General features: G+C 61.9%; 24 protein-coding genes and 1 tRNA gene. 9 read left to right on the top strand and 16 right to left on the bottom strand.

Annotated features, from left to right (window positions below; translation table 11 throughout):
• Positions 1–67: 67 nt before the first annotated feature.
• Positions 68–1849, bottom strand: a complete 1782-nt coding sequence (gcl, locus tag AC3EMP_RS22575; protein ID WP_352711381.1) for a glyoxylate carboligase — start codon at positions 1847–1849, stop codon at positions 68–70.
• Between the two features lie 204 nt (positions 1850–2053).
• Between gcl and bhcR the strand changes: the two genes are divergently transcribed.
• Together bhcR and AC3EMP_RS22585 are read left to right on the top strand one after the other, a co-directional pair.
• Complete coding sequence (bhcR, locus tag AC3EMP_RS22580; protein ID WP_023734387.1) at positions 2054–2872, top strand: HTH-type transcriptional regulator BhcR; 819 nt, start codon at positions 2054–2056, stop codon at positions 2870–2872.
• A gap of 47 nt (positions 2873–2919) precedes the next feature.
• Entirely contained in the window at positions 2920–3282 is a 363-nt protein-coding gene (locus tag AC3EMP_RS22585; RefSeq protein WP_245259986.1) for a hypothetical protein, read from the top strand.
• Positions 3283–3358: 76 nt separating this feature from the next.
• On the opposite strand, the gene AC3EMP_RS22590 is transcribed toward AC3EMP_RS22585, so the two are convergent.
• The 3 genes from AC3EMP_RS22590 to AC3EMP_RS22600 all read right to left on the bottom strand — a co-directional run bounded on the left by AC3EMP_RS22590 (position 3359) and on the right by AC3EMP_RS22600 (position 4454).
• The gene (locus AC3EMP_RS22590) at positions 3359–3667 is read right to left on the bottom strand and encodes a BA14K family protein (protein ID WP_023667455.1); all 309 of its coding nucleotides are present in this window, start codon (positions 3665–3667) and stop codon (positions 3359–3361) included.
• Between the two features lie 200 nt (positions 3668–3867).
• Positions 3868–4116, bottom strand: coding sequence for a hypothetical protein (locus AC3EMP_RS22595; protein WP_352711383.1), 249 nt, complete (start codon positions 4114–4116; stop codon positions 3868–3870).
• 170 nt (positions 4117–4286) lie between these two features.
• A complete protein-coding gene (locus tag AC3EMP_RS22600) occupies positions 4287–4454 on the bottom strand; it encodes a hypothetical protein (protein ID WP_023710564.1) in 168 nt (55 codons plus the stop codon).
• A 158-nt stretch (positions 4455–4612) separates the two neighbouring features.
• On the opposite strand from AC3EMP_RS22600, the gene AC3EMP_RS22605 reads away from it, so the two are divergent.
• Positions 4613–4688: transfer RNA gene (locus tag AC3EMP_RS22605), tRNA-Thr, on the top strand.
• A 126-nt stretch (positions 4689–4814) separates the two neighbouring features.
• Here the strand turns inward: AC3EMP_RS22605 and AC3EMP_RS22610 are convergent.
• The 4 genes from AC3EMP_RS22610 to AC3EMP_RS22625 form a co-directional block, all read right to left on the bottom strand.
• Positions 4815–5342 (bottom strand): DUF2569 family protein, encoded by a 528-nt coding sequence (locus AC3EMP_RS22610; protein ID WP_352711386.1) that lies wholly within the window; start codon positions 5340–5342, stop codon positions 4815–4817.
• Positions 5343–5508: 166 nt separating this feature from the next.
• Positions 5509–6198 (bottom strand): TetR/AcrR family transcriptional regulator, encoded by a 690-nt coding sequence (locus tag AC3EMP_RS22615; RefSeq protein ID WP_023688400.1) that lies wholly within the window; start codon positions 6196–6198, stop codon positions 5509–5511.
• Between the two features lie 69 nt (positions 6199–6267).
• Positions 6268–7695 carry an amidase gene (locus AC3EMP_RS22620; RefSeq protein ID WP_023688399.1) on the bottom strand — a complete coding sequence of 476 codons (1428 nt, stop codon included), beginning with the start codon at positions 7693–7695 and terminating at the stop codon, positions 6268–6270.
• 97 nt (positions 7696–7792) lie between these two features.
• Positions 7793–8827, bottom strand: a complete 1035-nt coding sequence (locus AC3EMP_RS22625) for an extracellular solute-binding protein (RefSeq protein ID WP_488494677.1) — start codon at positions 8825–8827, stop codon at positions 7793–7795.
• Positions 8828–9112: 285 nt separating this feature from the next.
• Here AC3EMP_RS22625 and AC3EMP_RS22630 point away from each other — a divergent pair, with 285 nt between their 5' ends.
• From AC3EMP_RS22630 to AC3EMP_RS22640, 3 genes are all read left to right on the top strand, one after another.
• Complete coding sequence (locus AC3EMP_RS22630) at positions 9113–12088, top strand: caspase family protein (protein WP_352711388.1); 2976 nt, start codon at positions 9113–9115, stop codon at positions 12086–12088.
• A gap of 445 nt (positions 12089–12533) precedes the next feature.
• The gene (locus AC3EMP_RS22635; protein ID WP_023729798.1) at positions 12534–13301 is read left to right on the top strand and encodes an NAD kinase; all 768 of its coding nucleotides are present in this window, start codon (positions 12534–12536) and stop codon (positions 13299–13301) included.
• A gap of 192 nt (positions 13302–13493) precedes the next feature.
• Positions 13494–15107: a DEAD/DEAH box helicase gene (locus AC3EMP_RS22640; protein ID WP_352535559.1), complete on the top strand. Its 1614-nt coding sequence runs from the start codon at positions 13494–13496 to the stop codon at positions 15105–15107.
• A 166-nt stretch (positions 15108–15273) separates the two neighbouring features.
• On the opposite strand, the gene AC3EMP_RS22645 is transcribed toward AC3EMP_RS22640, so the two are convergent.
• On the bottom strand, positions 15274–16167 hold the full coding sequence (locus AC3EMP_RS22645) for a LysR family transcriptional regulator (protein WP_023691233.1): 894 nt from the start codon (positions 16165–16167) through the stop codon (positions 15274–15276).
• Positions 16168–16286: 119 nt separating this feature from the next.
• Between AC3EMP_RS22645 and AC3EMP_RS22650 the strand changes: the two genes are divergently transcribed.
• Positions 16287–17171, top strand: coding sequence for an NmrA/HSCARG family protein (locus AC3EMP_RS22650; protein ID WP_023691232.1), 885 nt, complete (start codon positions 16287–16289; stop codon positions 17169–17171).
• Positions 17172–17218: 47 nt separating this feature from the next.
• Entirely contained in the window at positions 17219–17488 is a 270-nt protein-coding gene (locus AC3EMP_RS22655) for a DUF2798 domain-containing protein (protein ID WP_023667468.1), read from the top strand.
• A gap of 238 nt (positions 17489–17726) precedes the next feature.
• On the opposite strand, the gene AC3EMP_RS22660 is transcribed toward AC3EMP_RS22655, so the two are convergent.
• The 4 genes from AC3EMP_RS22660 to AC3EMP_RS22675 all read right to left on the bottom strand — a co-directional run bounded on the left by AC3EMP_RS22660 (position 17727) and on the right by AC3EMP_RS22675 (position 20781).
• On the bottom strand, positions 17727–18335 hold the full coding sequence (locus AC3EMP_RS22660; protein WP_352711392.1) for a hypothetical protein: 609 nt from the start codon (positions 18333–18335) through the stop codon (positions 17727–17729).
• 237 nt (positions 18336–18572) lie between these two features.
• A complete protein-coding gene (locus tag AC3EMP_RS22665) occupies positions 18573–19223 on the bottom strand; it encodes a YiaD family glycine zipper/OmpA-like lipoprotein (protein WP_023667470.1) in 651 nt (216 codons plus the stop codon).
• A 151-nt stretch (positions 19224–19374) separates the two neighbouring features.
• Positions 19375–19743, bottom strand: coding sequence for a GFA family protein (locus tag AC3EMP_RS22670; RefSeq protein ID WP_023667471.1), 369 nt, complete (start codon positions 19741–19743; stop codon positions 19375–19377).
• 147 nt (positions 19744–19890) lie between these two features.
• Positions 19891–20781, bottom strand: coding sequence for a LysR family transcriptional regulator (locus AC3EMP_RS22675; RefSeq protein WP_352535557.1), 891 nt, complete (start codon positions 20779–20781; stop codon positions 19891–19893).
• Positions 20782–20884: 103 nt separating this feature from the next.
• Here AC3EMP_RS22675 and AC3EMP_RS22680 point away from each other — a divergent pair, with 103 nt between their 5' ends.
• Positions 20885–21754, top strand: a complete 870-nt coding sequence (locus tag AC3EMP_RS22680; RefSeq protein WP_023715785.1) for an NmrA/HSCARG family protein — start codon at positions 20885–20887, stop codon at positions 21752–21754.
• A gap of 54 nt (positions 21755–21808) precedes the next feature.
• On the opposite strand, the gene AC3EMP_RS22685 is transcribed toward AC3EMP_RS22680, so the two are convergent.
• The 3 genes from AC3EMP_RS22685 to prfB form a co-directional block, all read right to left on the bottom strand.
• Entirely contained in the window at positions 21809–22198 is a 390-nt protein-coding gene (locus AC3EMP_RS22685) for a hypothetical protein (RefSeq protein ID WP_023691228.1), read from the bottom strand.
• Positions 22199–22485: 287 nt separating this feature from the next.
• Positions 22486–22905 carry a GFA family protein gene (locus AC3EMP_RS22690; RefSeq protein WP_023691227.1) on the bottom strand — a complete coding sequence of 140 codons (420 nt, stop codon included), beginning with the start codon at positions 22903–22905 and terminating at the stop codon, positions 22486–22488.
• Positions 22906–23023: 118 nt separating this feature from the next.
• Positions 23024–24155 (bottom strand): peptide chain release factor 2 gene (prfB, locus tag AC3EMP_RS22695; RefSeq protein ID WP_155922402.1). Its coding sequence is split into 2 segments (ribosomal slippage): positions 23024–24088 and positions 24090–24155, totalling 1131 coding nucleotides; the frame shifts between segments, so codons are not numbered across the junction.
• Positions 24156–24227 lie beyond the last annotated feature (72 nt).

Consider the following 24227-nt stretch of genomic DNA (forward strand, 5'->3'; position numbering starts at 1 on the left):
GTACGTGAGCACCGGAAGCGCAGGAAGGCGCCGTTTGCAGGCCTGTCTCACCTGAATATCGGCGCGCCTAATCGAGCAACACAATCGCCGTTGGCGCATCCTCATGGCTTTCGGCAAGGTCCTCGAATTCGGTGATCTTGTCGATTTCCGTGCCCATGGAAATGTTGGTGACGCGCTCGAGGATGAATTCGAGCACCACCGGCACCTGGTATTCCTTCATCAGCCGCTGCGCTTCCTTGAACGCGCCGGCGAACTCTTCCGGTTTGCGCACCCGGACCGCCTTGCAGCCCATCGCTTCTGCGACCGCGACATGGTCGACGCCGTAGCCGGCCTCCGGATCGTTGGCGCGGTTGACGTTCTCGAAGGCCAGGCTCACCTCGAAATCCATCGCAAAACCGCGCTGCGCCTGGCGGATCAGGCCGAGATAGGCATTGTTCACGACGACATGGATATACGGCAGTTTGTGCTGTGCGCCGGCCGCCAGTTCCTCGATCATGAACTGGAAGTCGTAGTCGCCCGACAGCGCCACGATGGTGCGATCCGGATCGGCGGCGCGCACGCCAAGCGCTGCCGGCAGCGTCCAGCCGAGCGGGCCGGCCTGGCCGCAATTGATCCAGTTGCGCGGCTTGTAGACATGCAGGAACTGCGCCCCGGCGATCTGCGAGAGGCCGATCGTGGTGACGTAGGTGGTGTCACGGCCGAACGCCTTGTTCATCTCCTCATAGACGCGCTGCGGCTTCAGCGGCACCTGCTCGAAATGCGTCTTGCGCTTCATCGTCTTCTTGCGGGTCTGGCATTCCTTCGCCCAGCCCGACCAGTCGCGCAGCTTTCCTGCCGTCTTCCATTCGGTGGCGACGTCGAGCAGCATCTTCAGTGCCGCACCGGCGTCCGAGACGACGCCGAGATCCGGCGCGAACACCCGGCCGATCTGGGTCGGTTCGATGTCGACATGGATGAATTTCTTGCCCTTGGTGTAGACATCGACCGAACCGGTGTGGCGGTTGGCCCAGCGATTGCCGATGCCAAAGACGAAATCGGCTTCCAACATCGTCGCATTGCCGTAGCGATGCGAGGTCTGAAGCCCGCACATGCCGGCCATCAGCCGGTGGTCGTCGGGGATCGCGCCCCAGCCCATTAGCGTCGGGATGACCGGCACGCCCGTTATCTCGGCGAATTCGATCAACAGATCCGACGCATCGGCGTTGATGATGCCGCCGCCGGCGACGATCAGCGGCTTTTCCGCGGCATTGAGCATCGCCAAGGCCTTTTCGGCCTGGGCGCGCGACATTGCCGGCTTGAACGGGACCAGCGGTTCATAGGCATCGATATCGAATTCGATCTCGGCCAATTGCACGTCGACCGGCAGGTCGATGAGCACCGGGCCCGGTCGCGACGAGCGCATCAGGTGAAATGCCTTCTGCAGCGCCATCGGCACGAGATAGGGCTCCATGACCGTGACCGCCCATTTGGCGACGGGTGCGGCTATGGCGGCGATATCGACCGCCTGGAAATCCTCCTTGTTGAGCCGTGCCCGCGGCGCCTGACCAGTGATGCACAGGATCGGGATGGAGTCCGCCGCCGCCGAATAAAGCCCGGTGATCATATCGGTGCCGGCCGGGCCCGAGGTGCCGATGCACAGCCCGATATTGCCGGATTTGGCTCTCGTGTAGCCTTCGGCCATATGCGAGGCCGCCTCGACATGGCGCGCCAGGATGTGGCGGATCGAGCCCCTCGCCTTCAGCGCCGAATAGAACGGATTGATCGCCGCGCCCGGCACGCCGAAGCCGCAGGAAACGCCTTCCTTTTCGAGAACGAGAACCGCTGCATCGACAGCGCGCATCCTGGCCATGTCCAGCCTCCTCAAGATTGTTGGTTGGTTGACAATGCCAGTGTCGTTTTCATTTTTCAATTTTTTCAGAATAATTTTTCATTTCGAGAAAACCGCTTCTATACACTGATTCCCCTGGCTTTTTCGTTTTCCATAAATCCGGCCATCAAAATCGATGAAAAAGTTTTTCATTGCGATTTCGGCGAAACCGGCGACAATGCCGCCATGGAAACCAGCGAAAAACGCCAGCGCGGCCGGCCGCGCGCTTTCAACGGTCCGTCCGAGGCCGGTTCTGTACAGTCGCTCGACCGGGCCTTGCGCATCCTGGCCATCGTCGCCGAAGGCAGCGGCCTGTCGCTGAGCGAGATTTCGGCGCGCAGCGAGCTTGCGGCGTCCACCGCCTATCGCATGCTGACGACGCTGCAGAACCACGGCATGGTCGAATTCGATACATCGGACCAGCTGTGGTCGATCGGCGTCGAGACCTACCGCATGGGTGCCGCCTTCCTGCGCCGCCGCAAGCTTGTCGACCGGGCCCGCGTGGTCATGCAGGAATTGATGGAGAAGACCGGTGAAACCGCCAATCTCGGCGTCGCCGAGGACGATTGCGTCGTTTTCGTCAGCCAGGTCGAGACCCATCAGGCGATCCGCGCCTTCTTCCGCCCGGGCACGCGCAGCTCCTTCCATGCCTCGGGCATCGGCAAGGCGGTGCTGGCGCAGCTCGAGCCGGAACGCGTCGCCGCCATCCTGCGCAAGTCGGGCCTGCAGCGCTTCACCGACAAGACGCTGTCCGACATTTCGGCGCTGGCCCATGACCTGGCTGTCATCAAGCACCGCGGCTGGTCGGTCGACGACGAGGAGCGGCATCCCGGCATGCGCTGCGTGGCCGCCGCCATTTTCAACGAGTTCGGCGAGCCGATCGGCGGTGTCTCGGTCTCCGGACCGACGGTGCGGGTGACGATGGAGCGGCTGGAGGAGATCGGGCCGCTGGTGCGCGACGCCGCCGCTGAGGTGACGAGGATGATCGGCGGGTTCCGATTATAATGCGGAGAACGCTTCAGCTTTTGCTCGCCGCTTCACTGTGCGGATGCGTGGCGACGGCGCCCGAACCCGCCCCTGTCTCCCAGCAAGTCAGCGAGATTCCGATCTCGCTCGCTTTGGAGGAGACAATCACGATCGGCATTCGCCAGCATTTGCAGGATCCTGTATCCGCCAAATTCGGGACGATGCGTGCCGGCGAGCGAACGCTCGACGGCCGCCGCGAAATCCTGGTCTGCGGCCATGTCGCTGCAAAGACGTCGTCCGGTGGTCATACAACAGACCAACCGTTCGCCGCCAAGATCTATCCGGATGAAGGAAGCAGCTTCGAACTCATCGCCATGGGCGATCAATCGCAGAATGCGAGTGTTGCCCGCATCTGCCGTGCAGCGGGATTGCCGATCTCCGAACCGTAGCCCGCACCGCGGCGCGCTCAAATCAGGAAGGAGGGGCTGCGTACAGCCCCTCCTTTCCGTGTGGGGGTGCCTCCTCCTAAAGGCGGCAATAGTGGCGGTAGCCGTCATAGCCGACATAGGTGTCGGAGTACGGATCGTAACTGGCGTAGCGGTTGGCGCAGCGGCGGACGTGCCAGGAGCCACCCTCGTCGTCGACATAGACGGTGCGGGGCTGCTGGTTGAGCAGGCTGCCGAGCACGAACCCGCCGACGCCGGCGGCGATGCCGATGCCGATTTCGCGGTTGTGGTGATGGCTGTGGGCGGCCGACGGCTGGACGGTGCCGACCAGCGAGGTGGCGGCGACAGTGCTGGCGATAAGAGCGGAAGCGATTTTGCGCGTGAACATGACGATCTCCTTGTTTCGTTGCGAGAGGCGATCCATCCGCCTCTTGATGATGGGTCGTCGCGACGAGAAAAAAGGTTCGAAGGTTTTTGAGATTTCTTCTCGGGTCCGGCAAAAATCTGCTGCGTGCCGGTTTCATCGCTATCGAGGCCAAGCAAAAAAGGGCGGCCGAAGCCGCCCTTTCCGCGAGGCGGTCGTCTCGCTCAAAGGAAGATGATCACCTTGCCATGATGATGCTTGTGGTGGTGGTGCTTGTGGTGGTGGTTCCACCACCACCAAGGCTTTTCGTGGTGGTGGTGCTTGTGGTGGTGGTTCCACCACCACCAAGGCTTGTCGTGGTGCTTGTGATGATGGTGGTGGCTGTGAGCGGAGGACGACTGCACGGTGCCGGCGAGCGCGCCGGTGGCGACGAGAATGGCGACGAGGCCTGACGTAAGAGTGCGCTTCAACATGATGATCTCCCTGGTCGAGGCGACCATTCGCCTCTGGAGATCAGTCGTCGCGGTGCGGCGAAAGGTTCGAAGGTTTCAGCGAGTAGCGAGTAGCGAGTAGCGAGTAGCGAAATGGCTTTCGGGAGTTAAGACTTCCCTATTCGCTACTCCCTATTCGCTATTCGCTCCCGTCACCCCATGCCCGTAACGTGCCGCAGCCAGAAGGCCAGCACGATGAAGCCGATGATGGTGGCGACGCCGGTCCAGTCGATCTTGGCGCTCTTCACATCCTTGATGAGCTTCACCACGAGAAACCAGGCGATGACGACAAGCGGCAGGATGATGACAAGTCTGATCATGCGACACCCCGTTCGATGCGTTTGCACCTGAGAGATATGTAGGGATCGCATTGGCGGTTTTCAGCATGGCGGCCCGCCCACCTCGGCGGGGTCCATTAGCGATCGAAAACGGAGTTTTGTCTTTACTGGCGCACGAAATATGCTAACCGGAGCGCCGTGCCCTTGTAGCTCAGCTGGTAGAGCAGCGGTTTTGTAAACCGAAGGTCGGCGGTTCGATTCCGTCCGGGGGCACCACCCTTCACTCTTCGAGCTTCGGGTGGCAGGCCACTCGAAGCTCGTTAGTCGAAGGAGGACTGCCGACGGTTCTATTCGGCGGAGCTGGCAGCACGACATCAGGCCAACTCGCAGCCGTCGGACCTTCTAGGAAAATGTGGCAGCCTGTATGGCTGCCGTATCGCCGAACGTGTTCCTCACCCTAACCGACGTGTAGACGTAGGCGGCCCAGATCCCTGTGACTATGAAGGATGCCAAAGGTGTAACCAGAGCTCCTCCGGCAAGCAAACGGTTTACCGGGACACCCAGAACAGTCGATATCCAAACTGTGTCCAGTACGAATAAGAGAGGGATCGCGAACCACAGACATATGAACAGCTGCGGAAAGCGGTGGCTTCGCCGCAGCATCGAAACAAGCACGACCAGCTGAAGCACCAGAAATGCCAGATTGAGGGCTGCCTCGCCATAGATGGCCAAGGCCCCGTTGGGCACTGTAACAAGCTGTTGGTAGGTTTTGACCAGACTGGCCATATCGACAAGTGTGCGCAACGGCGAAAGGGACAGGCTGATCGCCAGCAGGATCAGCCAGCCGCCGAACCCCACGAGGTCATCTGGGCTCTGTGACGATTTGCGCGACGACCAGACGGCGAAGAAAACCGGCACGCCAATCAGCAACAGAAGTATCGCCCAATGCCACATTTACCCACCCTCGAATACATCCCTGGGTTGTTTAGCTCGCACCTCTGGATTGTGCAAGCGTTTTTACAGAGATCAAGGCATCGTAGAGATTTTCGGGTTTAGGTTTGCAGAGGACGCTTTCGTCGCTCGCAATGGCCGCATCTCACCCCAAGTCAAAATGCCGCGGAAAGGCCTGGTGCAGCAGGAGCAGCATGGTCTTGCGCAGCACGTCGGTGTCGCGGCTGGACGGGTTGAGATGGTCCCAATACCAGGCGCCATGCACCAGATAGTTCAGGCTCTCCGACAGCGTGTCTATGTCGACGCCGGTGTAACCGCCGCTGCGTGAAATCTCGATCAGCAGCTCGCGCGCTTCGGCCGTGTAGGCGAGATCGCTCGGTAGGCCGATTTCATTGTAGATCTGCATGCTCTTGCGGTCGCTGGAAAACACGACGAAGACCGAGACCCATTTCGGATGCTGCCGGGCAAAGCGCTGCGCGCAATCGACCGCGCCCAACACCCGCTCGACCGGCGACAGGCCGGGCGCCCGCACCAGCGTCAGCCACAGCGCGTCATATTGGTCGCTGAGATATTGCAGGACGGCCCGGAACAGGTTCTCCTTGCTGCGAAAATGAAAGACCACCAGTGCGTTGGACGAGCCGACATGCTCGGCAATGCGCTGCATGGTGACGCTGGCCAGCCCCTCCTCCGCGATGAGCTCGATGGTGGCGTCGATGATGCGCTGGACGCTCGCTTCGCCGCGCTCGCGCCGGCGGTCCTTGGGCGCGGCGTCGTTCGCCGCACCCTTGGCCGCCTTGCTTTTTCCCGCATCCGGAGTGGCTATGCGTTGCGCCATTGTCGTCAGGCCTTTCCCCGGCGGCCGAAACATCCCGCCGCTGCCTTGGCATGCCGGCGCCCTGCGGACTCACAGCGCCGGGCGTGTCCCGGCATTCGTGTACCACTGACCACGAGCCGTCTCATAGGCCATACCCGCCCGGAACACGTCAGCGTCGCTATAGGTGCGGCCGACAATCTGGATGCCTGTCGGCACGCCGTTGGCGGCGCGGCCCGACGGGATCGACAGAACCGGGCAGCGGCTCAGCATGTTGAACGGCGTCGTCATCACCCAGCCCAGCGACGGGTTCACCTCTCGTCCATTGATCTCGACCTTGCCTTTGGTCTGATCGAATTCCGCCGGCACTGCGGGAAGCGCATTGGTCGGGCAGATCAGCACGTCGTATTTTTCCAGCAAAGGCCCCAGCGTCAGGTACATCCTGGCCGCCACATCGAGCGTCGCGACAAAATCCGTCGCCTTCGACTTCTGCCCGTCCTGCGCGAACTGCCTGGCATAGCTGGTCATGTCCTTGCCGTTCTTGGCGAGCAGCGGCGACAGCGAGGCGCCGAAGAGATGTTCGAGATAGGCCATGCCGGCCTTGAGCACCTCGTCGCCCCAGCCGAGGTCCACCTCCTCGACGGTGGCGCCGAGCGAGCGGAACACATCGCAGGCAGCGAGCGTGTTCTTGCGCACGTCCGCATCCACCTCGAAGGACCCGAGATCCATGGAGAATGCGATCTTCCAACCCTTGATCGGCTTGTAGTCGAGCGGCAGGCGCAGTTTCGGGCGCAGCGTGGCGATGTCGAGCGGGCTCGGCCCGGCCATGACGTTCTGCAGCAGGATCGCATCCCCGACGTTTCGGGCCAAGGGCCCGGTGTGGCAGAAAAAATCGAGATTGAACGGCGGCTCATCGGGATTGCGGCCGTAAGGCGGCTTGAAGCCGACCAGGCCGCAGGCCGAGGCAGGGATGCGGATTGAGCCCGCTATGTCCGAGCCGGTTGCGATCGACGACGTGCCGGAGGCCAGCGTTGCCGCCGAACCGCCCGACGAACCGCCCGGCGTGAAATCCGGGTTCCAGGGGTTGCGCGTGACGCCCCAGCGCTTCGACCAGGTATAACCGGCGCAGCTGAATTCGGGCGTCGCGGTGCGGGCGTGGACGATGCCGCCGGCCTTCATGACACGCTCGTTCATGGTCGAGGTATGGCCGCCAATGGCGTCCCCGGACAGCAGCGAGCCATGCGAGGTCGGCTTGCCCTTGATGTAGCTCTCATCCTTGATGCCGATCGGCAGGCCCTCGAGCGCGCCGGTCCTGGCGCCTCTGGCGTATTTCGCCTCGGCTTTTCTGGCGAGATCCATCGCCTCGTCGAAATGCGTGAAGGTGAGGCAGTTGATCGTCGCCTTGGTTGCCTCGGCGCGGCGGATGGTGGCCTGCATCAGTTCCAGAGGCGACAGTTTCTTCGCCTTGAACAGCCGCAACGCCTCGCTGGCCGGCATGTAGCAAAGGTCGAGATCGGACATAAAAAATCTCCCGCGGCGGCTTTACGGCATCTGGCATTGGGGATGGCCGAGCCGCGATGCGCGGCCCGATGTTGGTCAGCTTCGGCCGGCGGCGCTGCTATTTCTGCAGATCGGTCCAGATCCTGGTGTAGAGCGCCTGGACGTCGGCGGGACAGGCCGACATGAATTGGCCCTTGTCGGCAAATTCGGCCGGAACATCCACTTCGGGCGCGCCCTTCATATCGGCCGGCAGGAAGGGCTCGGAGCCCTTGATGCCATTGGCGTAGTGCGCGAAGGCCGAGATCATCGCTGCATTCCTGGGGTCCATGATGAAATTCTGGAAGAGCTTGGCGTTCTCGACGTTCTTGGCATCCTTGAGCACCGCGACATTGTCCATCCAGATTGGAAAGCCCTCCTTGGGATAGCCGTAGACGATCTTGTCGTTCTCCAGCCGCTCGCGCAGCGATATGCCGTTCCAGTTGACGCCGGCGGCAATGTCGCCCCTGCCGAGACCGTCGACGGCCGCATAGTCGAGCGACAGCCATTTCGCTTTCGCCTCGATGAGCTTGTCATGCACCTTTTTCAAAAGCACCTTGTCGTCGGTGCAGTACTTACCGCCCTCATAGGCAATGGCGAGGAACATGATGTCTCCCATTTCGGGCACGACATTGATCTTGCCCACGAGTTCCGGCGGCGGATCGAGGAAAATCGCCGAGGTGTTCGGATCGCCCGCATAGACCGATTTGTTGACCGAGATGCCGGTCGTGCCCCATTGCCACGGCACCGAATATTTGCGGCCGGGGTCGAACGGCACGTCGACCCATCTCGGATCGACGTTTCTAAAGTTCTCCATCGTGTTGGGATCGGTTTCCAAGAGCAGGCCTTCGCTGATCCAGATCGGCATCACGCTGGCCGATGGAACGACGATGTCATAGCCGGAAGCGCCCTGGCGGACCTTGGCCAGAGCCGTATCGTTGAAGTCGTAGTCGGTGACGGTAACCTTGACCTTGTAGGTTTCCTCGAACTTCTTGATCAGGTCCGGGCTGGTGTAGTTGCCCCAATTGTAGATTTGGAGTTCGCCCTCGGCGCGGGCAATGCCGGTCATCGCCAGCAGCGACAGGCCGAGCGCCGTGGCGGTCGATTTCAACTGCATGCTTGTGTCTCCCATTGTTGGGACCGGCGGGATTGCGCCTCGAGTCCCTAAGTTCCCTTCGTCCTGGTGATCATTCACCGGCGAATGCCGGCTGACCAACTCGGTATCTCGGGCAACGGTATTAATTACTAAACATACAGTCAATATCTTTTAGCGACACAACTGCATCATCGGCACCGGCAGTGCGCCGGCGAAGCCGACATGATATGGTCAAGGTTGGGCCATTGATGAATTGGGGCAAGCCGTGGCGTGAGCGCCGCAGCCTGCAGGGCTTGGATCACGGTCATGCGCCTTTTTCTGGCGGTCGTGCTGCTGATGACCATGGCGCTCTTCTCCGCTGCGCGCGGCGAAGAGCGGATAGCGCTGGTTGTCGCCAATCCGACCTCTGAGGGCTCACCGGCAATCGCCAACGCCGACCTCAGTGCCGAACTCGTTGCAGCGACACTACGATCGCTTGGCTTCACCGTCCGGCAGGTGTCGGATGGCGACCGCGCCGATGTCGCGCGCGCCATGCATGATTTCGCCCAATCCCTGGCCAAACCGGACTCCGTCGGCATCTTCTACTATGTCGGCCACACCGCGCAGGCCAACGGCAGGAACTATTTACTGACGCGCGGCACCCGGATCGATTCAAAGGAAACGGTCGACCAGACGGCATTGCCCCTCGATCTGTTCATGCAGGCGCTCGAGGCAACCCCGACATTGAAGGTGGTTCTGCTCGACAATCCCGGCGATGGCCACAACCCTACTTCCGGCGTGATGCAGGGTCTGGCGGCGGTCGATCCCCTCACCCACGCCATCGTCGCTCTGTCGGCCAAACCCGGAACCGTTGCACTGGACGAAGCCCGCCCCGTCACCGTATTTGCCGATGCGCTCACCGCTGCGCTGGTCAAGCGCGGCGCGGACATAGCCATCATCCTCGCCTCGGTCAGGCAAACCACTATCGACAAAACGTCAGGCGCCCAGTGGCCATGGATGGCATATGGCCGCTCGGCAGACGCTGCCTTTGTGCTGACGCCGGACCAGGTGGCCGGCGCGGCACCGGCGCTGCCGCTTGTGCCGGAACCGGCACCGCCGGCGATGGCGAGCGGCGGCTACATCTCCGGGAGTGGCGGTTGGGAGCCTGATGGCAGCGACTACGCCGATGGCAGCGGTCAGGAGCCCTACCCCATGGACGTTGCACCGGGCTCCGGCAGTCCCGATGCCGCGATGGGCGACAGCGCCAAGGAGGCGGCGCTCTACGAGGAATACAAACGCCAGGAACAGCAGCGCCAATTGCAGGAAGAGCAGGCTCGGCAACGATACGAAGAGGAAAAGCAACGTCTTGAAGACGCAGCTGTGGCCGCTGCCCAGAACAATCTCGGCGGGACCTATCCGCAGGATGGCGGAGCCACCGGCGCCGAACCGCCCCCCGATAAGGCAGGGATCCCCCCTGAGGACGGCATGACATCGGCCCCGCCACCCGCGACCGGCGCCGAAAGTCCGCCGGAGGCGCAGGCGCCACCGAAACCAGCGCCGCCGCCCATCGACCAGGCGCAAAGCCCTCCTTCCGGCGGCGCCCTTCCACAACCCGAGACGGGCGCTGTCGAGGTGGTGCGCCATCCAACCATCGATGCGCCGGATGAGATTGTCGCCGGCGAGACGGTGACCGTTTCGATCGCCCTTACCGAAGAGCAATTCACGCCCGAAGTGAAGGTGAAGGCAGCGCCGGGCTCGTCGGTGACGGAAGATGGCGCCCTGGCCATGGCGATGCCGGCGGGAACCGAGCAATGGCCGATCGATATCGATCTGTTCGCCTCCGGCTTCGATCTCGCTGACGGCGGCAAATGGAGCCGACGGACGACGCTCTACCGCCAGGGCGACAGCGACTTCGTCCGCTTCGACGTCAAGGCGCGGCCGATCGCCAAGGACAGCAAGCCGGCCCAGTTCATCGCGCGCATCTACAGCGCCGGGAGGTTCCTGGGATCGGCATCGCGGTCGGTTATCATTCGCCGCACCGCGCCTGTCGAGGCAGCCGCTCTGAGCGCCACAGCCGAACGCTCCGCAGCACCTGCCATGCTGATGCTGGCCGCAGCGGCGCCGCAGCCGGCGGTAACTGGCAATGTGACGCTCGGCGGCGCAGCCGGCGATGACGTCCCCGATCTCGACGTGACCATCCTCTATGACGATCCGAGCGGGCTGGGTTCGGGGCAGATCATCATCCATTCGCCGCATCTGGCCGGTCCGGTGACCGATACGTTCTCGACGCCACCTGAGATGACGGCATGGCTGGACTCCGAATACCGCCGCCTGCTGCAGCTCGGATTGAGCCTGCGCGGCGCCGTTTCGCTGCAGCAGCCTGCCGCAAGCAGCGATACGGGGGCGCAAAAGCGCTTTGTCACGCTCGCCGCCGAAGGTTTTGGCGATGCGCTCTACCGCGACTATGTGCCGAAACCGTTCAAGGACGTGTTCTGGTCGCTGCGCGGCAAAGGCGAACTCCATTCGATCCAGATCACCTCGAACAGCCCGACGCTGCCCTGGGAATTGATCCGCCCGCGCAGCGCCGACGGCGCCGTCGCCGACGGTTTTCTCGGCATGGGCTACCGGCTGGCGCGCTGGGCTCCGCGCAGCAGTGCCTCACAGGTCGACAACCCGCTCGACCGCATGACCTTCACCGGCGTCGCGGCCGTCGCGCCCTCCTATCTCGACAAGCGCTCGCTGCGCTTTCAGCAGGACGAGATCGCGGCGCTGAGCAAGCTTTACGGCTACCGCCGCTTCGATGGCGATTTCACCTCTTTCGAGAAACTGGTCGGTGAAGTCTCGACCGGTTTCATTCATTTCTCCGGTCATGGCGAGGTCAACCAGCTGAGCAGTGGCCGGCCGGTCTTTGCCATCGATCTCGTCGACCAGTCGCTCGACCCCGATACATGGGCCGCGCTGGTCGCGGCCGCGCATGGCAAGGGCAATCCGTTCTACTTTTTCAACGCCTGCGACACCGGCCGTTCGCAGATGCTCGGCGGCTTCGTGCAGGGCTGGGGTCCGGCAGTGCTGGCGGGCGGCGCTTCCGGCTTCATCGGCGGCATGTGGCCACTGACCGACCGCGCGGCAGCGGCCTTCTCGACCGGTTTCTATGGCGGCATCAGCACGCGGATCAAGGACGGGCCGGTCTATCTGGCCGAGATCCTGCAGGATGTGCGCAGAGAATTCTACCAGACCGGCGATCCGACCTATCTCGCCTACACATTCTACGGCAACGCCAATCTGCGGATTGTCGCGCAGTGAGCGATGGATCGTCGTTGGTGGATTGGCTTCAGCCTACAACGCGTTTTGCGGGCATGGCACGCCGGCGCCGCCGCAGCGTGAGGCCATCGGCCTGGAGCTCATGTCTTCGGACTGCCGAACAAGCTCAGCAAAGAGAAGGGCGAAACTTCCCAGCATCAGGAAGACGATAATCAGGCGTGTCACCGGCAATAGACAGGTCTCGACTGGCTAGCCCCCCAGCCACCCATCCTCTGTCGGCTAACATGATCGATCAGGCTTTACGAGTGTTTAAGCTCGCTCTTAACCATCACATTCGCCGTTCCGGCGACATGAAGCGCGAGCCGCCGATTTCGTTTCGCCGCGGCCGCAACTGCGCCGGACGATGCCTCCCTTTGCAGATGCGCTTGCCCATGCTACCCCACGCAACCGCCGCCGACCGCCATCGGCCGACCGCCATCGGAATGTCATGAGCAAAGCCAATCTCGCCTTCGTCTCCTCCGACACTGCCGATGCCAAGGCGGCGATGGAGAGCCTGTCGGCCCGCTATGGCCAGGCATCCTTCGACGACGCCCAGGTGGTGGTGGCGCTGGGTGGCGACGGCTTCCTGCTGCAGACCTTGCGCGACACGATGAGCACGGGAAAGAAGGTCTACGGCATGAACCGTGGCACCATCGGCTTCCTGATGAACGAGTACCGCGTCGGGGGCCTCACCGAGCGCATCGCGGCCGCCGTCGCCGAAACGATCCGCCCGCTGGAAATGCTGGCGTTGACGCATGAGGGCGAGACGGTTTCGGCACTCGCCATCAACGAGGTGGCGCTGTGGCGTCAGTCCTACCAGACGGCAAAGATCCGCATCACCGTCGACGACCAGGTCCGCATCGAGGAACTGAACTGCGACGGCGTGATGATCGCGACGCCGGCCGGCTCCACCGCGTACAATCTTTCGGCGCACGGGCCGATCCTGCCGCTGGATGCGCCGTTGCTCGCGCTGACCCCGGTCAGCCCGTTCCGGCCGCGCCGTTGGCGGGGTGCCTTGTTGTCAAACAAGGCGACCGTACGCTTCGATATTCTGGAGTCGGAAAAGCGCCCGGTGAACACCGCCGCCGATCACACCGAGGTCAAGGCGGTGGCTTCCGTAACGGTCCGCGAATCGCCGACTGCGACGGCAACGCTGCTGTTTGATCCCAACCATTCGTGGAACGAACGCATTCTCGCCGAGCAGTTTCGCTATTGAGCCGGCGCAAAGAGTGACTACCTAATTAAGCATCGCGATTAAGCTTACCTTTTCACAATCGTGCCAATCCCGCCCGTTTCTGTTGACAAATCGCGGGCTTGCGCCTAATCGCAATACCAATCTTGCAGGCACGCTGTGCTTGCCGCGACGGATGCCGTTGCGCTTCCCCGAACCAGCCAAAGACAGCAACTCTTGTCCTCAGACACCACGACCGCTCTAGAAGCGTTGACCTTTTCAGACCTCGGCCTGTCGCCCAAGGTCCTTTCCGCAGTCACCGATGCGGGCTACACCGTGCCGACGCCGATCCAGGCTGGCGCGATCCCGCATGCCTTGCTCGGCAAGGATATTCTGGGCATAGCACAGACCGGCACCGGCAAGACGGCTTCCTTCGTGCTGCCGATGCTGACCCGCCTCGAAAAAGGCAGGGCCCGTGCCCGCATGCCGCGCACGCTGATCCTCGAGCCGACGCGCGAGCTCGCCGCGCAGGTCGAAGAGAATTTCATCAGATACGGCAAGAACCACAAGCTCAACATCGCGCTGCTGATCGGCGGCGTCTCCTTCGACGAGCAGGACAAGAAGCTGGAGCGCGGCGCCGACGTGCTGATCGCCACGCCCGGCCGTCTGCTCGATCACCGCGAGCGCGGCAAGCTGTTGCTCAACGGCGTCGAGATCCTCGTCATCGACGAGGCCGACCGCATGCTGGACATGGGCTTCATCCCCGACATCGAGCGCATCTGCGAGATGATCCCGTTCACCAGGCAGACGCTGTTCTTCTCAGCGACCATGCCGCCGGAGATCACCAAGCTCACCGAGAAATTCCTGCATGCGCCGGTGCGCGTCGAGGTGTCCAAGGCGGCATCCGCTGCCACCAACATCATCCAGCGCCTGGTCAAGTCCGGCTCCAAGCCGTGGGACAAGCGCGAGACGCTACGCAATCTGATAAAGGCCGAAGACGCCGAGCTGAAGAACGCTATCATTTTCTGCAACCGCAAGGTCGAGGTAGCGGAGCTGTTCCGCTCGCTGTTGAAGTATGACTTCGACGCTGGCGCCCTGCATGGCGACATGGACCAGCGCGCCCGCATGCAGATGCTGGCCAATTTCCGCGATGGCAAATTGCGCTATCTCGTGGCGTCCGACGTCGCCGCGCGCGGCCTCGACATTCCCGACGTCAGCCACGTCTTCAACTACGACGTGCCGATCCACGCCGAAGACTATGTCCACCGCATCGGCCGCACCGGCCGCGCCGGACGCTCGGGCAAATCCTTCACCATCGCCACCAAGTCCGACACCAAATACATCGACGCCATCGAGCGGCTGATCGGCAACAAGATCGAGTGGCATGACGGCGACCTGTCGACCGTGGTCGCCAGCGAAGGCGGCGAGGACGAAGCGCCCCGCCGTGGCCGTGGCGCTCCGCGCCGCGCCGGCCGCAAGGACGAGGACCGCAAGGCCCATGATCGCAAGGAGAGTGGCGAGCGCAAGCCGCGCGAACGCCATGCCAAGCGCAGCGACGACGCGCCAGCGGCAGATGCCGCGCGCGAGGAACAGCCGGTGGTAGCCGAGGCCGCGGTCGCCGACATCGGCGAACGGCATCAGCGCAAGGAAGCGATCCGCTCCGAAAACAGCGACCGCAAGGTCTCCGATCGCAACAACGAGAACCGCGCCCCGGAACGCGGCGACACAAGGCCGCAGCGCGCCAGCAACAGCCGCCCTGCCCGCGGCAACAACCGCGGTGAAGACAATGACGGCACCGTCGGCTTCGGCGACGACATGCCGGCCTTCATGAAGATCGTCGCCAAGGTCTGATTCCATGAGCCGCGGCGTCCCGAGGACGCGCGGCTTTCCTGGACGCGATTGGGATGCGAGATCTGGAGCCCGCTCAGGATCAATCAGCGCCATGCGCGGTAATCGCAAGACAGGCTCGATCTGCCCGATCTCTTCCGGCCTGGAGCGCTTCAAATACCCGTCGATGCTACAGGCTTTTGAGTTCCAGGCGGGATGCCAATAAATCCAGAAATGCCCGAACCTTGGCCGAAGATGACCGGCCTTCCTGCCACAAGGCATGGATCGGCACCGGTGCCGGCTCGAATTCCGTCAAAACCAGTTCGACGAGACCGTCGTCGACCAAATGTCTTATCTGCCACAGAGGCGAGAAGCCCAAACCCAGTCCGTGGATTGCGGCGGCATAGACCGAGGTCATCAGATTGGAGCGAAAAGCGCCTGCGACCTTCACGGTCCGGGGTTTCCCGTCGATCTGAAACGTCCATTCACCTGGACGCTCGTTAGCGGTTCTGATGATGCAACTGTGCTCACTCAGCTGGAAGGGATGGGCCGGCCGGTCGCACCGCGCGAAATAGGAAGGCGCGCCGAACACAACGCGCCGCAACGCTCCCAGGCGTTTGGCTTTCAAGTTGGAATCCGGCAAATCGCCGATGCGTATTGCCAGGTCGAGACCTTCGGCGCCAAGATCGGCAAATCCATCGGAAAGTTGAAGATCGACCTCGACCCGGGGAAATGTCCGCATGTATTCCGCGATGACAGGCATCAGGACGTTCGGGCCAAACAGAACCGGCGCCCCGATGCGCAGGACGCCTGCCGGCTCCGATCGTTGATTGATCGCCTGAAGTCTTGCGTCGTTTATTTCGTCGACCGCGGGTTTGATCCGGTTGAAAAAGGCTGCTCCGACTTCACTTGGTGTCGAGCGACGCGTTGTCCTGTGGATCAGCTCGACGCCGACTGATTGCTCCAGTGCCGCCAGGGACCGGCTGACCGACTGCAGCGAGCGGTTCAGCCGATGTGCGGCAGTCGTCAGACTTCCATGCTCGACGATCGCGATGAAAGCCTCGAAATCGTCCATCCGGCTCATGCATTCTCCCGACATTCGACATAATATATCGCAAAAACGGGTAATTGTAACGACAATTGCGACGTCGTACCTCTCTGCAAGTTGTCCCGCGAGGACAGGCTTGATGGAAGGAAATCGTCATGCAAGTAGCCAATCCAACTGTTCTGGTTGTTGGTGCCACAGGCCGAGTTGCGGGACTTGTCGTGCCTGAACTTGTCCGCCGCAATGCCAATGTTCGAGCGCTCGTTCGCGACCCTGCGAATGCCGAAAAGGCCCGGAAGGTGGGCGCATCCGAGGTTGCGACAGGAGATTTGCGAAATCGTCAGAGCCTCGAAAGGGCGGTCGCGGGCGTCGACGGCGTCTTTCACATTGGGCCGGCTTTTGCTCCCGATGAAGCAGCCATGGGCGTTGCCATGGTTGAGGCCGCCACGCGAGCAGGAGTTCGAAAGTTCGTCTTCTCGTCGGTGATCCAGCCTACCAATACGCGACTGAAGAACCATGCCAGCAAGGTGCCTGTCGAGGCTGCTCTCTACTCGACGACGATGGAATATACGATTCTGCACCCTGCCAATTTCATGCAGAACCTCGCAGCGGCCTGGCCGTCCGTCGTTGAACATGGTGTTTTCTCGGAACCGTTTCCAAAGACGGCGAAGCTGGCCCGCGTCGACTACCGCGATGTCGCTGAGGTGGCGGCGATCGCCCTAACCGAAGCGCGATTGTCCTACGCGACCCTCGATCTGTGCGCTGACGGCATGCACAGCCGGGAAGACATCGTTGCGATGATGAGTGAGGAACTTGGCAGACCCATCTCTTCTGGTGAGCCGACATTTGGCGAGTGGGCGGCCGAGGCACGCCTTCCCTACAATGACCGCCAAATGCAGGTGCTGGCCAAAATATACGCCCACTATGCCCACTATGGCCTTGGCGGAAACAGTCTGACATTGCGCGCCGCCCTGGGCCGCGAACCGCGTTCGTTGCGCGGCTTTATTCGAAACCTTGCCCAGCAAATGGCGCAGGCCGCCTGACTGCGCCCAGCCGCGCATACTTCCACTTTTCGAGAAGGAGATAGGTGATGCGACCGTCATCCCACAAGGTTTTGAAATCGAGGAAGCTACCGGCCTCCTACAATGCGCTGGTAATGCCATTCGTACTTTCCATCCTGATGTCGTGCATTGTTTCCGCGGTAGCGACGCTGATCAATGCGGGCTGGACAACCGGTTTCGTGGCGACCTGGCCGTATGCATGGGGAGCATCATGGCTAGTGGGCTTTCCAAGTCTGCTGCTGGTCTTGCCGATCGTGCGCCGTATCGTTGCGGCAATTGTCGATCAGCCGACCTCGTAGGCCTTGATTACGGAGTCCGACATGCCAAACAAGAACGGCCCTTGCGGGCCGCTTTTACCTTCGACTGACGGCTCGCAGCGCCATTGTCGACTTCCGCGACCAGATACCTGTCTTCATGCGGGCAGCCTTCATGCGCGCCGGCCCTCATGCCGATCGTCGTCCGAGCCTGACTCCCGAGCGCTCTCAAATGCAGCCGGCCAGCTTGCACTCTTGGCACGCTCCTATCCTGGCCCGTCCGTCACATCGGGCCGGGTGTCATCTTGGTCGGGTTTTCCAGCATCGGAAACTCTGCCTTGCTGCATTTCACGTTCGGGTTGGTCGGACTGAACATGCCGTTCGGATTGTCTCTGAACAGCCAGGCATGAAGGTCGTAGTGGACGAACTCCCTCGGAATGAGCGGATAGTGCCCTTCCATCGGTCCCATGAAGGTCTGGCCAAATAGTTTTGGAGGTTCCTTGGTGTCTGGCGTCAGGGGCACCAGCCATTCCACGCCAACCAATTTCAAGCCTTTCTTGGTCGGCTCGTAGATCAGCACATTGGGGCGCATCGGATCGAGTTTCTGACCGACACTCGGGACGTTGACGAAATGGATGCCCATAGCGCCCTTCGGATAGTCCATTGCGCCCTCGATCCTGTCCCCGCTGTAATAGACGCACCCGACAGTCGACAGATAAAGGTCGCGGACGGCGACCGTGTAGTCTTCATATTTGGCGAGCGATTTCTTCAACGCTTCGATGTCGGCTTTGTTGGCGTCCTCGGCTCGAGCCGTGGCCGCCGCGCACCAAGCAGAGACCAGACCTGTCAAAATGAGGACGCCGCAACGCCCAAGACGAGCTGTTCTTGTCATGCATTCCTCCCAGATTTCCTTATCTGGCCGTGCAGGACCGGGGCCGACTAAGTGACTGCATGGCCGTTTGTATCGCCCCATCCCCTCTGGAACCGCACCAATGCTAATCCCTTCCAAGGCCTCCGGAAAGGGATTATTAGAAATCTCTAATGCGTTAGACCTTTTGGCGGACCACAGGAGCCCAAAAAGAAAGCGGCCCCTTGCGGGGGCCGCCTTCGCATTTCGATGCCGAACAATTCAGGTCAGCGGCGAAAGCTGGATCTCGACGCGCCGGTTCTGCGCACGGCCGGCCGCCGTTCCGTTGGACGCGATCGGACGGGTCTTGCCGAATCCGGTGACGGCGAAGCGGCGCGAATCGACACCTTGGCCTGAGAGATAGTTGGCGACCGCCAATGCGCGGCGCTGCGACAGATCGAAATTGTGTTCGTCGCCACCGGTCGAATCGGTATGGCCGAACACGTCGACCGTGGTCTGCTTGAACTTCTTCAGCACCAGCGCAACCGAGTTCAGCACCTGGTAGAAGCCGGGCTTCACCGCATCCTGGTCGACGTTGAAAGTAATGTCGGACGGCATGTTGAGGATGATCTGGTCGCCGGTGCGGGTGACGCTGACGCCGGTGCCTTCGAGCTGGCGGCGCAGTTCAGCCTCGTTCTGGTCCATGGTCGCGCCGATGGCGCCGCCGGCCAGCGCGCCGATACCGGCGCCGATCAGCGCGTTGCGGCGGTCATTGCCGCCGGCAAGCAGGCCGAGGCCCGCGCCCGCCAGGGCGCCAAGGCCGGCGCCGGCTGCGGTGTTCGAAACCTTCTGCTCCCCGGTGTACGGATCGGTCGTGGTGCAGGCACTCACCAGCACAGCCGTCGCAACGGCGACGAGCACAGTCTTTTTCATAAGGATCGTCCCTCTCCAAAGCGCGGCCTTTGCGGCTCGCGCATATAAGCCCTTCTCCGGTCTTGTAACATGAAATGCGGCGAAAAACCGAGCGGCGAAAGCGGCTTCTCCCCGCTCGCGCCACACTTCCGCTTCGGTGGCTGGTGCTGGCCTACCAGAGGTTCTTGCCGTCAATGACGACCACCTCGACCTTGTCGAGGTCGAAATCGTCGAACAGCCGCGAATTGACTGAGATCTTGGGATTGTCGAAGTCCGGTTTTCCGGTCGACCAGTCCGGCGTTTCGGTGAAGGTGCCGCAGCCGCAAATGGCGCAAAACCCGTGTTTGACGGTCTTCGATCCCCATTGATAGAAGGAAACGTTTTCCGGCGAGCTGGTGAGCTTGAATTGCGACGGAACGTAGTAAGCCCACAGCGAACCGCGCTTGGAGCAGAACGAGCAGGTGCATTGTGTTACCGTCTCGGGCGCCTGCGAAACCTCGAACGTCGTCGCCTTGCAATGACAGCTGGCCTTGATGGTCATGAAAAGCTTTCCTCTCCGTTGCCCGCCACCCATGCGGCAAGGCACCATAAAGGAAGGCTCCTGACAACTGTCTGTCAGCAGGCTCCGGTCGATCGAGCCGAGCGGCGCTCTGGCTGAAGCAGGCCCGTCGTCACCTCCCAATCGTCGTCACCTGCCGATATAGGCGGCCAGTTCGTCCGGCGTCCCGTTTGGGAAAGCCTGTTTCAGAAAATCCAGGAACGCCGACACGCGCGCGCTGAGCAGCCGCCGGGAGGGGTAGAGCGTCCATAGAGAAATTTCGGGGCCGTCAATATCCCCCCAATTCACCAGTGTGCCGTCAGCCAGGTCGTGGGCCACCAACGAAATGGGAAGCCGTCCTGCGCCGATGCCGGCTCGCACCGCATCCCGGACCATGATCAGCGTCGACAAGGCGAGGACCGGCTCGATTCTAAGTGTTGCCCGGCCACCTGGTGTCTTCACCTGCCATGTTTGCCGCTCGCCTGTCCCGCGCGCAACGCCAGGAGCGGCGAGCCCATCGGTCGGGCGAGGAAGGTCCGGGCTCGCCACAACGACCAGGCGGTCGCGGAGAAACGCCCGTCCGACCAGGCTTTCATCGGGATCCGGATTGACCCGGATTACCAGATCGTAGCCTTCCTCGATCATGTCGACATGCCGGTCTTCGGTGGTCACTTCAAGCCTCACCTCAGGATACCTCAGGGCAAATCCCGCAGCGATCCTCCCCATTGCAGTCTGCGAAAAATGCAAAGGCGCGCTGATCCGCAATCTGCCCTTGGGTCTCTGACCGCCCGAGGCAATCGCCGATGCCGTCTCGTCCAGCTCGGCAAGCAACGCCCCCGTCCGCTCGAAGAGCGCCCGTCCTTCTTCGGTCAGCTTCAGGTTACGCGCACCCCGTTCGAACAGACGCAGATCGAGACTGCTTTCCAATTCGCCAACGCGCCGGGACAACGTTGCCTTGGGCCGGCCGGTGGACCTTGCCGCTTTGCCGAAGCCGCCATGGCGAGCCACGAGGTTAAAATCGGCAAGGGCTAAAAGATCCATGACTGTCCCACCAGCGAGACGACGTGTCTAAAATTGCCGTCTACTGGGCTCTTTGTGAGCCACACATATTGGGGCTGTCAAGCAACCCAACAGGAGAAATTCCATGACCATTCTCGTTACCGGCGCCACCGGCAATATCGGCCGCCAAGTCGTCGAACAGCTCGCCAAGCGCGGCGCCGATGTGCGTGCTCTCGTGCGCGATCCGTCGAAAGCCAGTTTTCCGGCAGGCGTATCCGTCGTGCAAGGCGACTTTCTCGATGTCGATTCGCTGCGCAAAGCCATGTCTGGCGTTTCCACGCTGTTCCTCTTGAACGCCGTGGTGCCGGACGAATTCACCCAGGCTTTGATCGCCTTGAATGTCGCCCGATCGGCCGGCATCGAGCGGATCGTCTATCTCTCGGTGATCCACGCTGACGTCTATGTGAACGTGCCGCATTTCGCGGGCAAGTTCGGCGTCGAGCGAATGATCGAACAGATGGACTTCAAAGCTACGATCTTGCGCCCGGCCTACTTCATCCAGAACGATCTGACGGTCGAAGACGTCATCACCGGCTACGGCACCTACCCAATGCCGATCGGCCCCAAGGGTCTCGCCATGATCGACGCCCGCGATATCGCCGAGATCGCCGCTCTTGAGCTGCTGCGTCGCGAACGGTCCAAGGAGCCGCTTGCGTTCGAGAGGATCAACCTCGTCGGTCCGCAGACACTGACCGGGACGGACATTGCCGCAATCTGGTCAGACGTACTCGCCCGCCCGATCAGCTACAGCGGCGACAATACGGAGGGTTTTGAGCAAAATCTCAAGCAGTTCCTGCCCGCCTGGATGGCCTACGACATGCGCCTGATGGGCGAGCGTTTCTTCACCGACGGGATGTTGCCCGAGGCCGGCGACGTCGAGCGCCTGACGGCACTTCTGGGTCGCCCACTGCGCCCGTATCGCGACTTCGCCTCAGCACTCGCTGCTTCCGTCTGACGCAAGCGCCTTCAGCACCAAGGCCGGCCTTCCGATGAGAACTGCCAACAGAACTCAGTAGGAACGCGGTGGCACGAACAGGCAGATCGTCTTGCCTGCGTCGAGGCCGGCCTGGTGCGCGCACCAGTGGAAATCGCCGTCGGGTGAGTCCTTGACCCGCTTGTCGCTCATCGGCACGACCTCCCCCGTTCCGGCGATGACATAACCCTCCGGCTTTTCCAGCACCTCGCCGGTATGGGTGGTGCGGCAGTCGTAGTTTGCACAGCAGGCGAAGGGATAACTCCAGCCTTGCGGCTTCGCCGCCGTGGGCTTGGCGTCATGGGCGAAGGCGGGTGCGGTCAGCACCGCCATCGCGATTGCAACGATCGGGGTGACGAACAAGGAAAACAGGAGTCGGCCAGCCGGTTGAACGGCTCTGGCCGATCGGAGAGTGGCAGCAGACATGGAAGCGTTCCTTTCACACGAGCATCAAGCGTTTCGCTTGCCCGTTCCCGGAACGTGTCTTCCCAGTGGCCGGATCGTCAGGTCGCAGATATGCCGCGTCCGGCCATAAATGCTTTTTCTCTTCCAGCGCTCGGATGCTGGGCTGATTCCTTGGCCGGCGCAAGAAGTTGCTGCGCGAGGCCGCACATCTACGCCGCCATCTGCAACCGCTGACGAGATCCAAGGCCAGGCTCAACTCCCGGCAGACGGGCAACGAAACAACGGGATTGGCCGTATGTGGTTCCAGCCTATACGTCGCCTGGACCGGCGATCACATGCCCTTCATATTGCGGCAAGTCGTCGGCGATGGTGAACCATGGCGCCTTGGAGCCGACGAAGATGTGCGCGGTCGGCCGGATCGTTGGATCGTCGACCAGCGTGCCCATGGCGACGTGGACATAGGCGCCGTCGCGGACCAGCGAATACAGCAACGAGCCGCAGCGGCTGCAATGCGCATCGTGGCCGCTGTCATCGCCGAAATGGATGAGCCCGTGATGCCCTTCGGCAAGGGCAAGTTTCTCGCGCTCGATGCCGGCGAAGGGCTTGAAGGCGGAACCTGTGGTGCGCCGGCAGTTCGAACAATGGCAGTTGGCGGCATAGACGAACTCGTCCGCCACTTCATACTGGACCGCGCCGCAAAAGCATTTGCCGGTGAGCCTGCGAGTCATGGTTCCTCCTTCGCTCCCCCGCCAAGGGATGTTCTTATTCAAGTCAGCCGAGTCGAAAGTGGCGGAAGCGCAGGAATTTGCCATTCGCAGGCCGGCCTCAGCTGAATATGGACATATCCTAGTCGAGGTCGGCCACGGCTTCACCGGCACCGCCCTCGATGCGCTGCGACAACGAAGCTTCCATGAAGTCGTCGAGGTCGCCGTCGAGCACGCTCGACGGGCTGGTGCTCTCGACGCCGGTGCGCAGGTCCTTCACCAACTGGTAGGGCTGCAGCACATAGGAACGGATCTGGTGACCCCAGCCGATGTCGCTCTTCGACGCTTCTGTGGCATTGGCCACCGCTTCGCGCTTCTTCAGCTCTTCCTCGTAAAGGCGCGAGCGCAGCATTTCCCAGGCCTTCGCCTTGTTCTTGTGCTGCGAGCGTTCGGCCTGGCAGGCAACCGCGATGCCGGTGGCGATATGGGTGATGCGAACCGCCGAGTCCGTGGTGTTGACGTGCTGGCCGCCCGAACCGGATGAGCGGTAGGTGTCGATGCGTACATCGGATTCCGAGACGTCGATCTCGATCCTGTCATCGACGACCGGGTAGACCCAGACGCTGGAGAAGGACGTGTGGCGGCGCGCATTGCTGTCATAGGGTGAAATGCGGACCAGGCGATGAACGCCCGACTCGGTCTTCAGCCAGCCATAGGCATTGTGGCCCTTGATCAGGAGCGTGGCGGACTTGATGCCGGCCTCTTCGCCGTCATGGACTTCCAGCACTTCGACCTTGAAACGGCGACGCTCGGCCCAGCGCGTGTACATGCGCAGAAGCATCGAGGCCCAGTCCTGGCTCTCGGTGCCGCCGGCGCCGGCATGGACTTCGAGATAGGTGTCGTTGGCGTCGGCCTCGCCCGACAGCAGCGTCTCGACCTGGCGGGCCTTGGCCTCGCCCTGCATCGAGCGGAGGGCTGCTTCCGCCTCGGCGATCACGCTCTGGTCGCCCTCTTCCTCACCCAGTTCGATCAGGCCGATATTGTCTTCCAGCGCCTGAGTCAGGCTTTTGACGCCGGCGATCCCGTCTTCGAGGCCTTGGCGCTCGCGCATCAGCTTTTGCGCTTCCAGCGGATCATTCCAGAGGCTGGAATCCTCGGCGCGCACGTTCAGGTATTCAAGCCGCTTTATAGCCTGATCCCAGTCAAAGATGCCTCCTCAGCAGGGTGATCGCCTGCCTGATCTCGTCGACAATATTCTGCGTTTCCGCGCGCATGGCTGGTTGTTCTGTCCTGTTTTTGAAGTGGCGCTTGGGTCGGCGCGATACATAGGCACGGCATTGCTGCCT

This window comes from Mesorhizobium sp. P160219 (assembly GCF_057786095.1).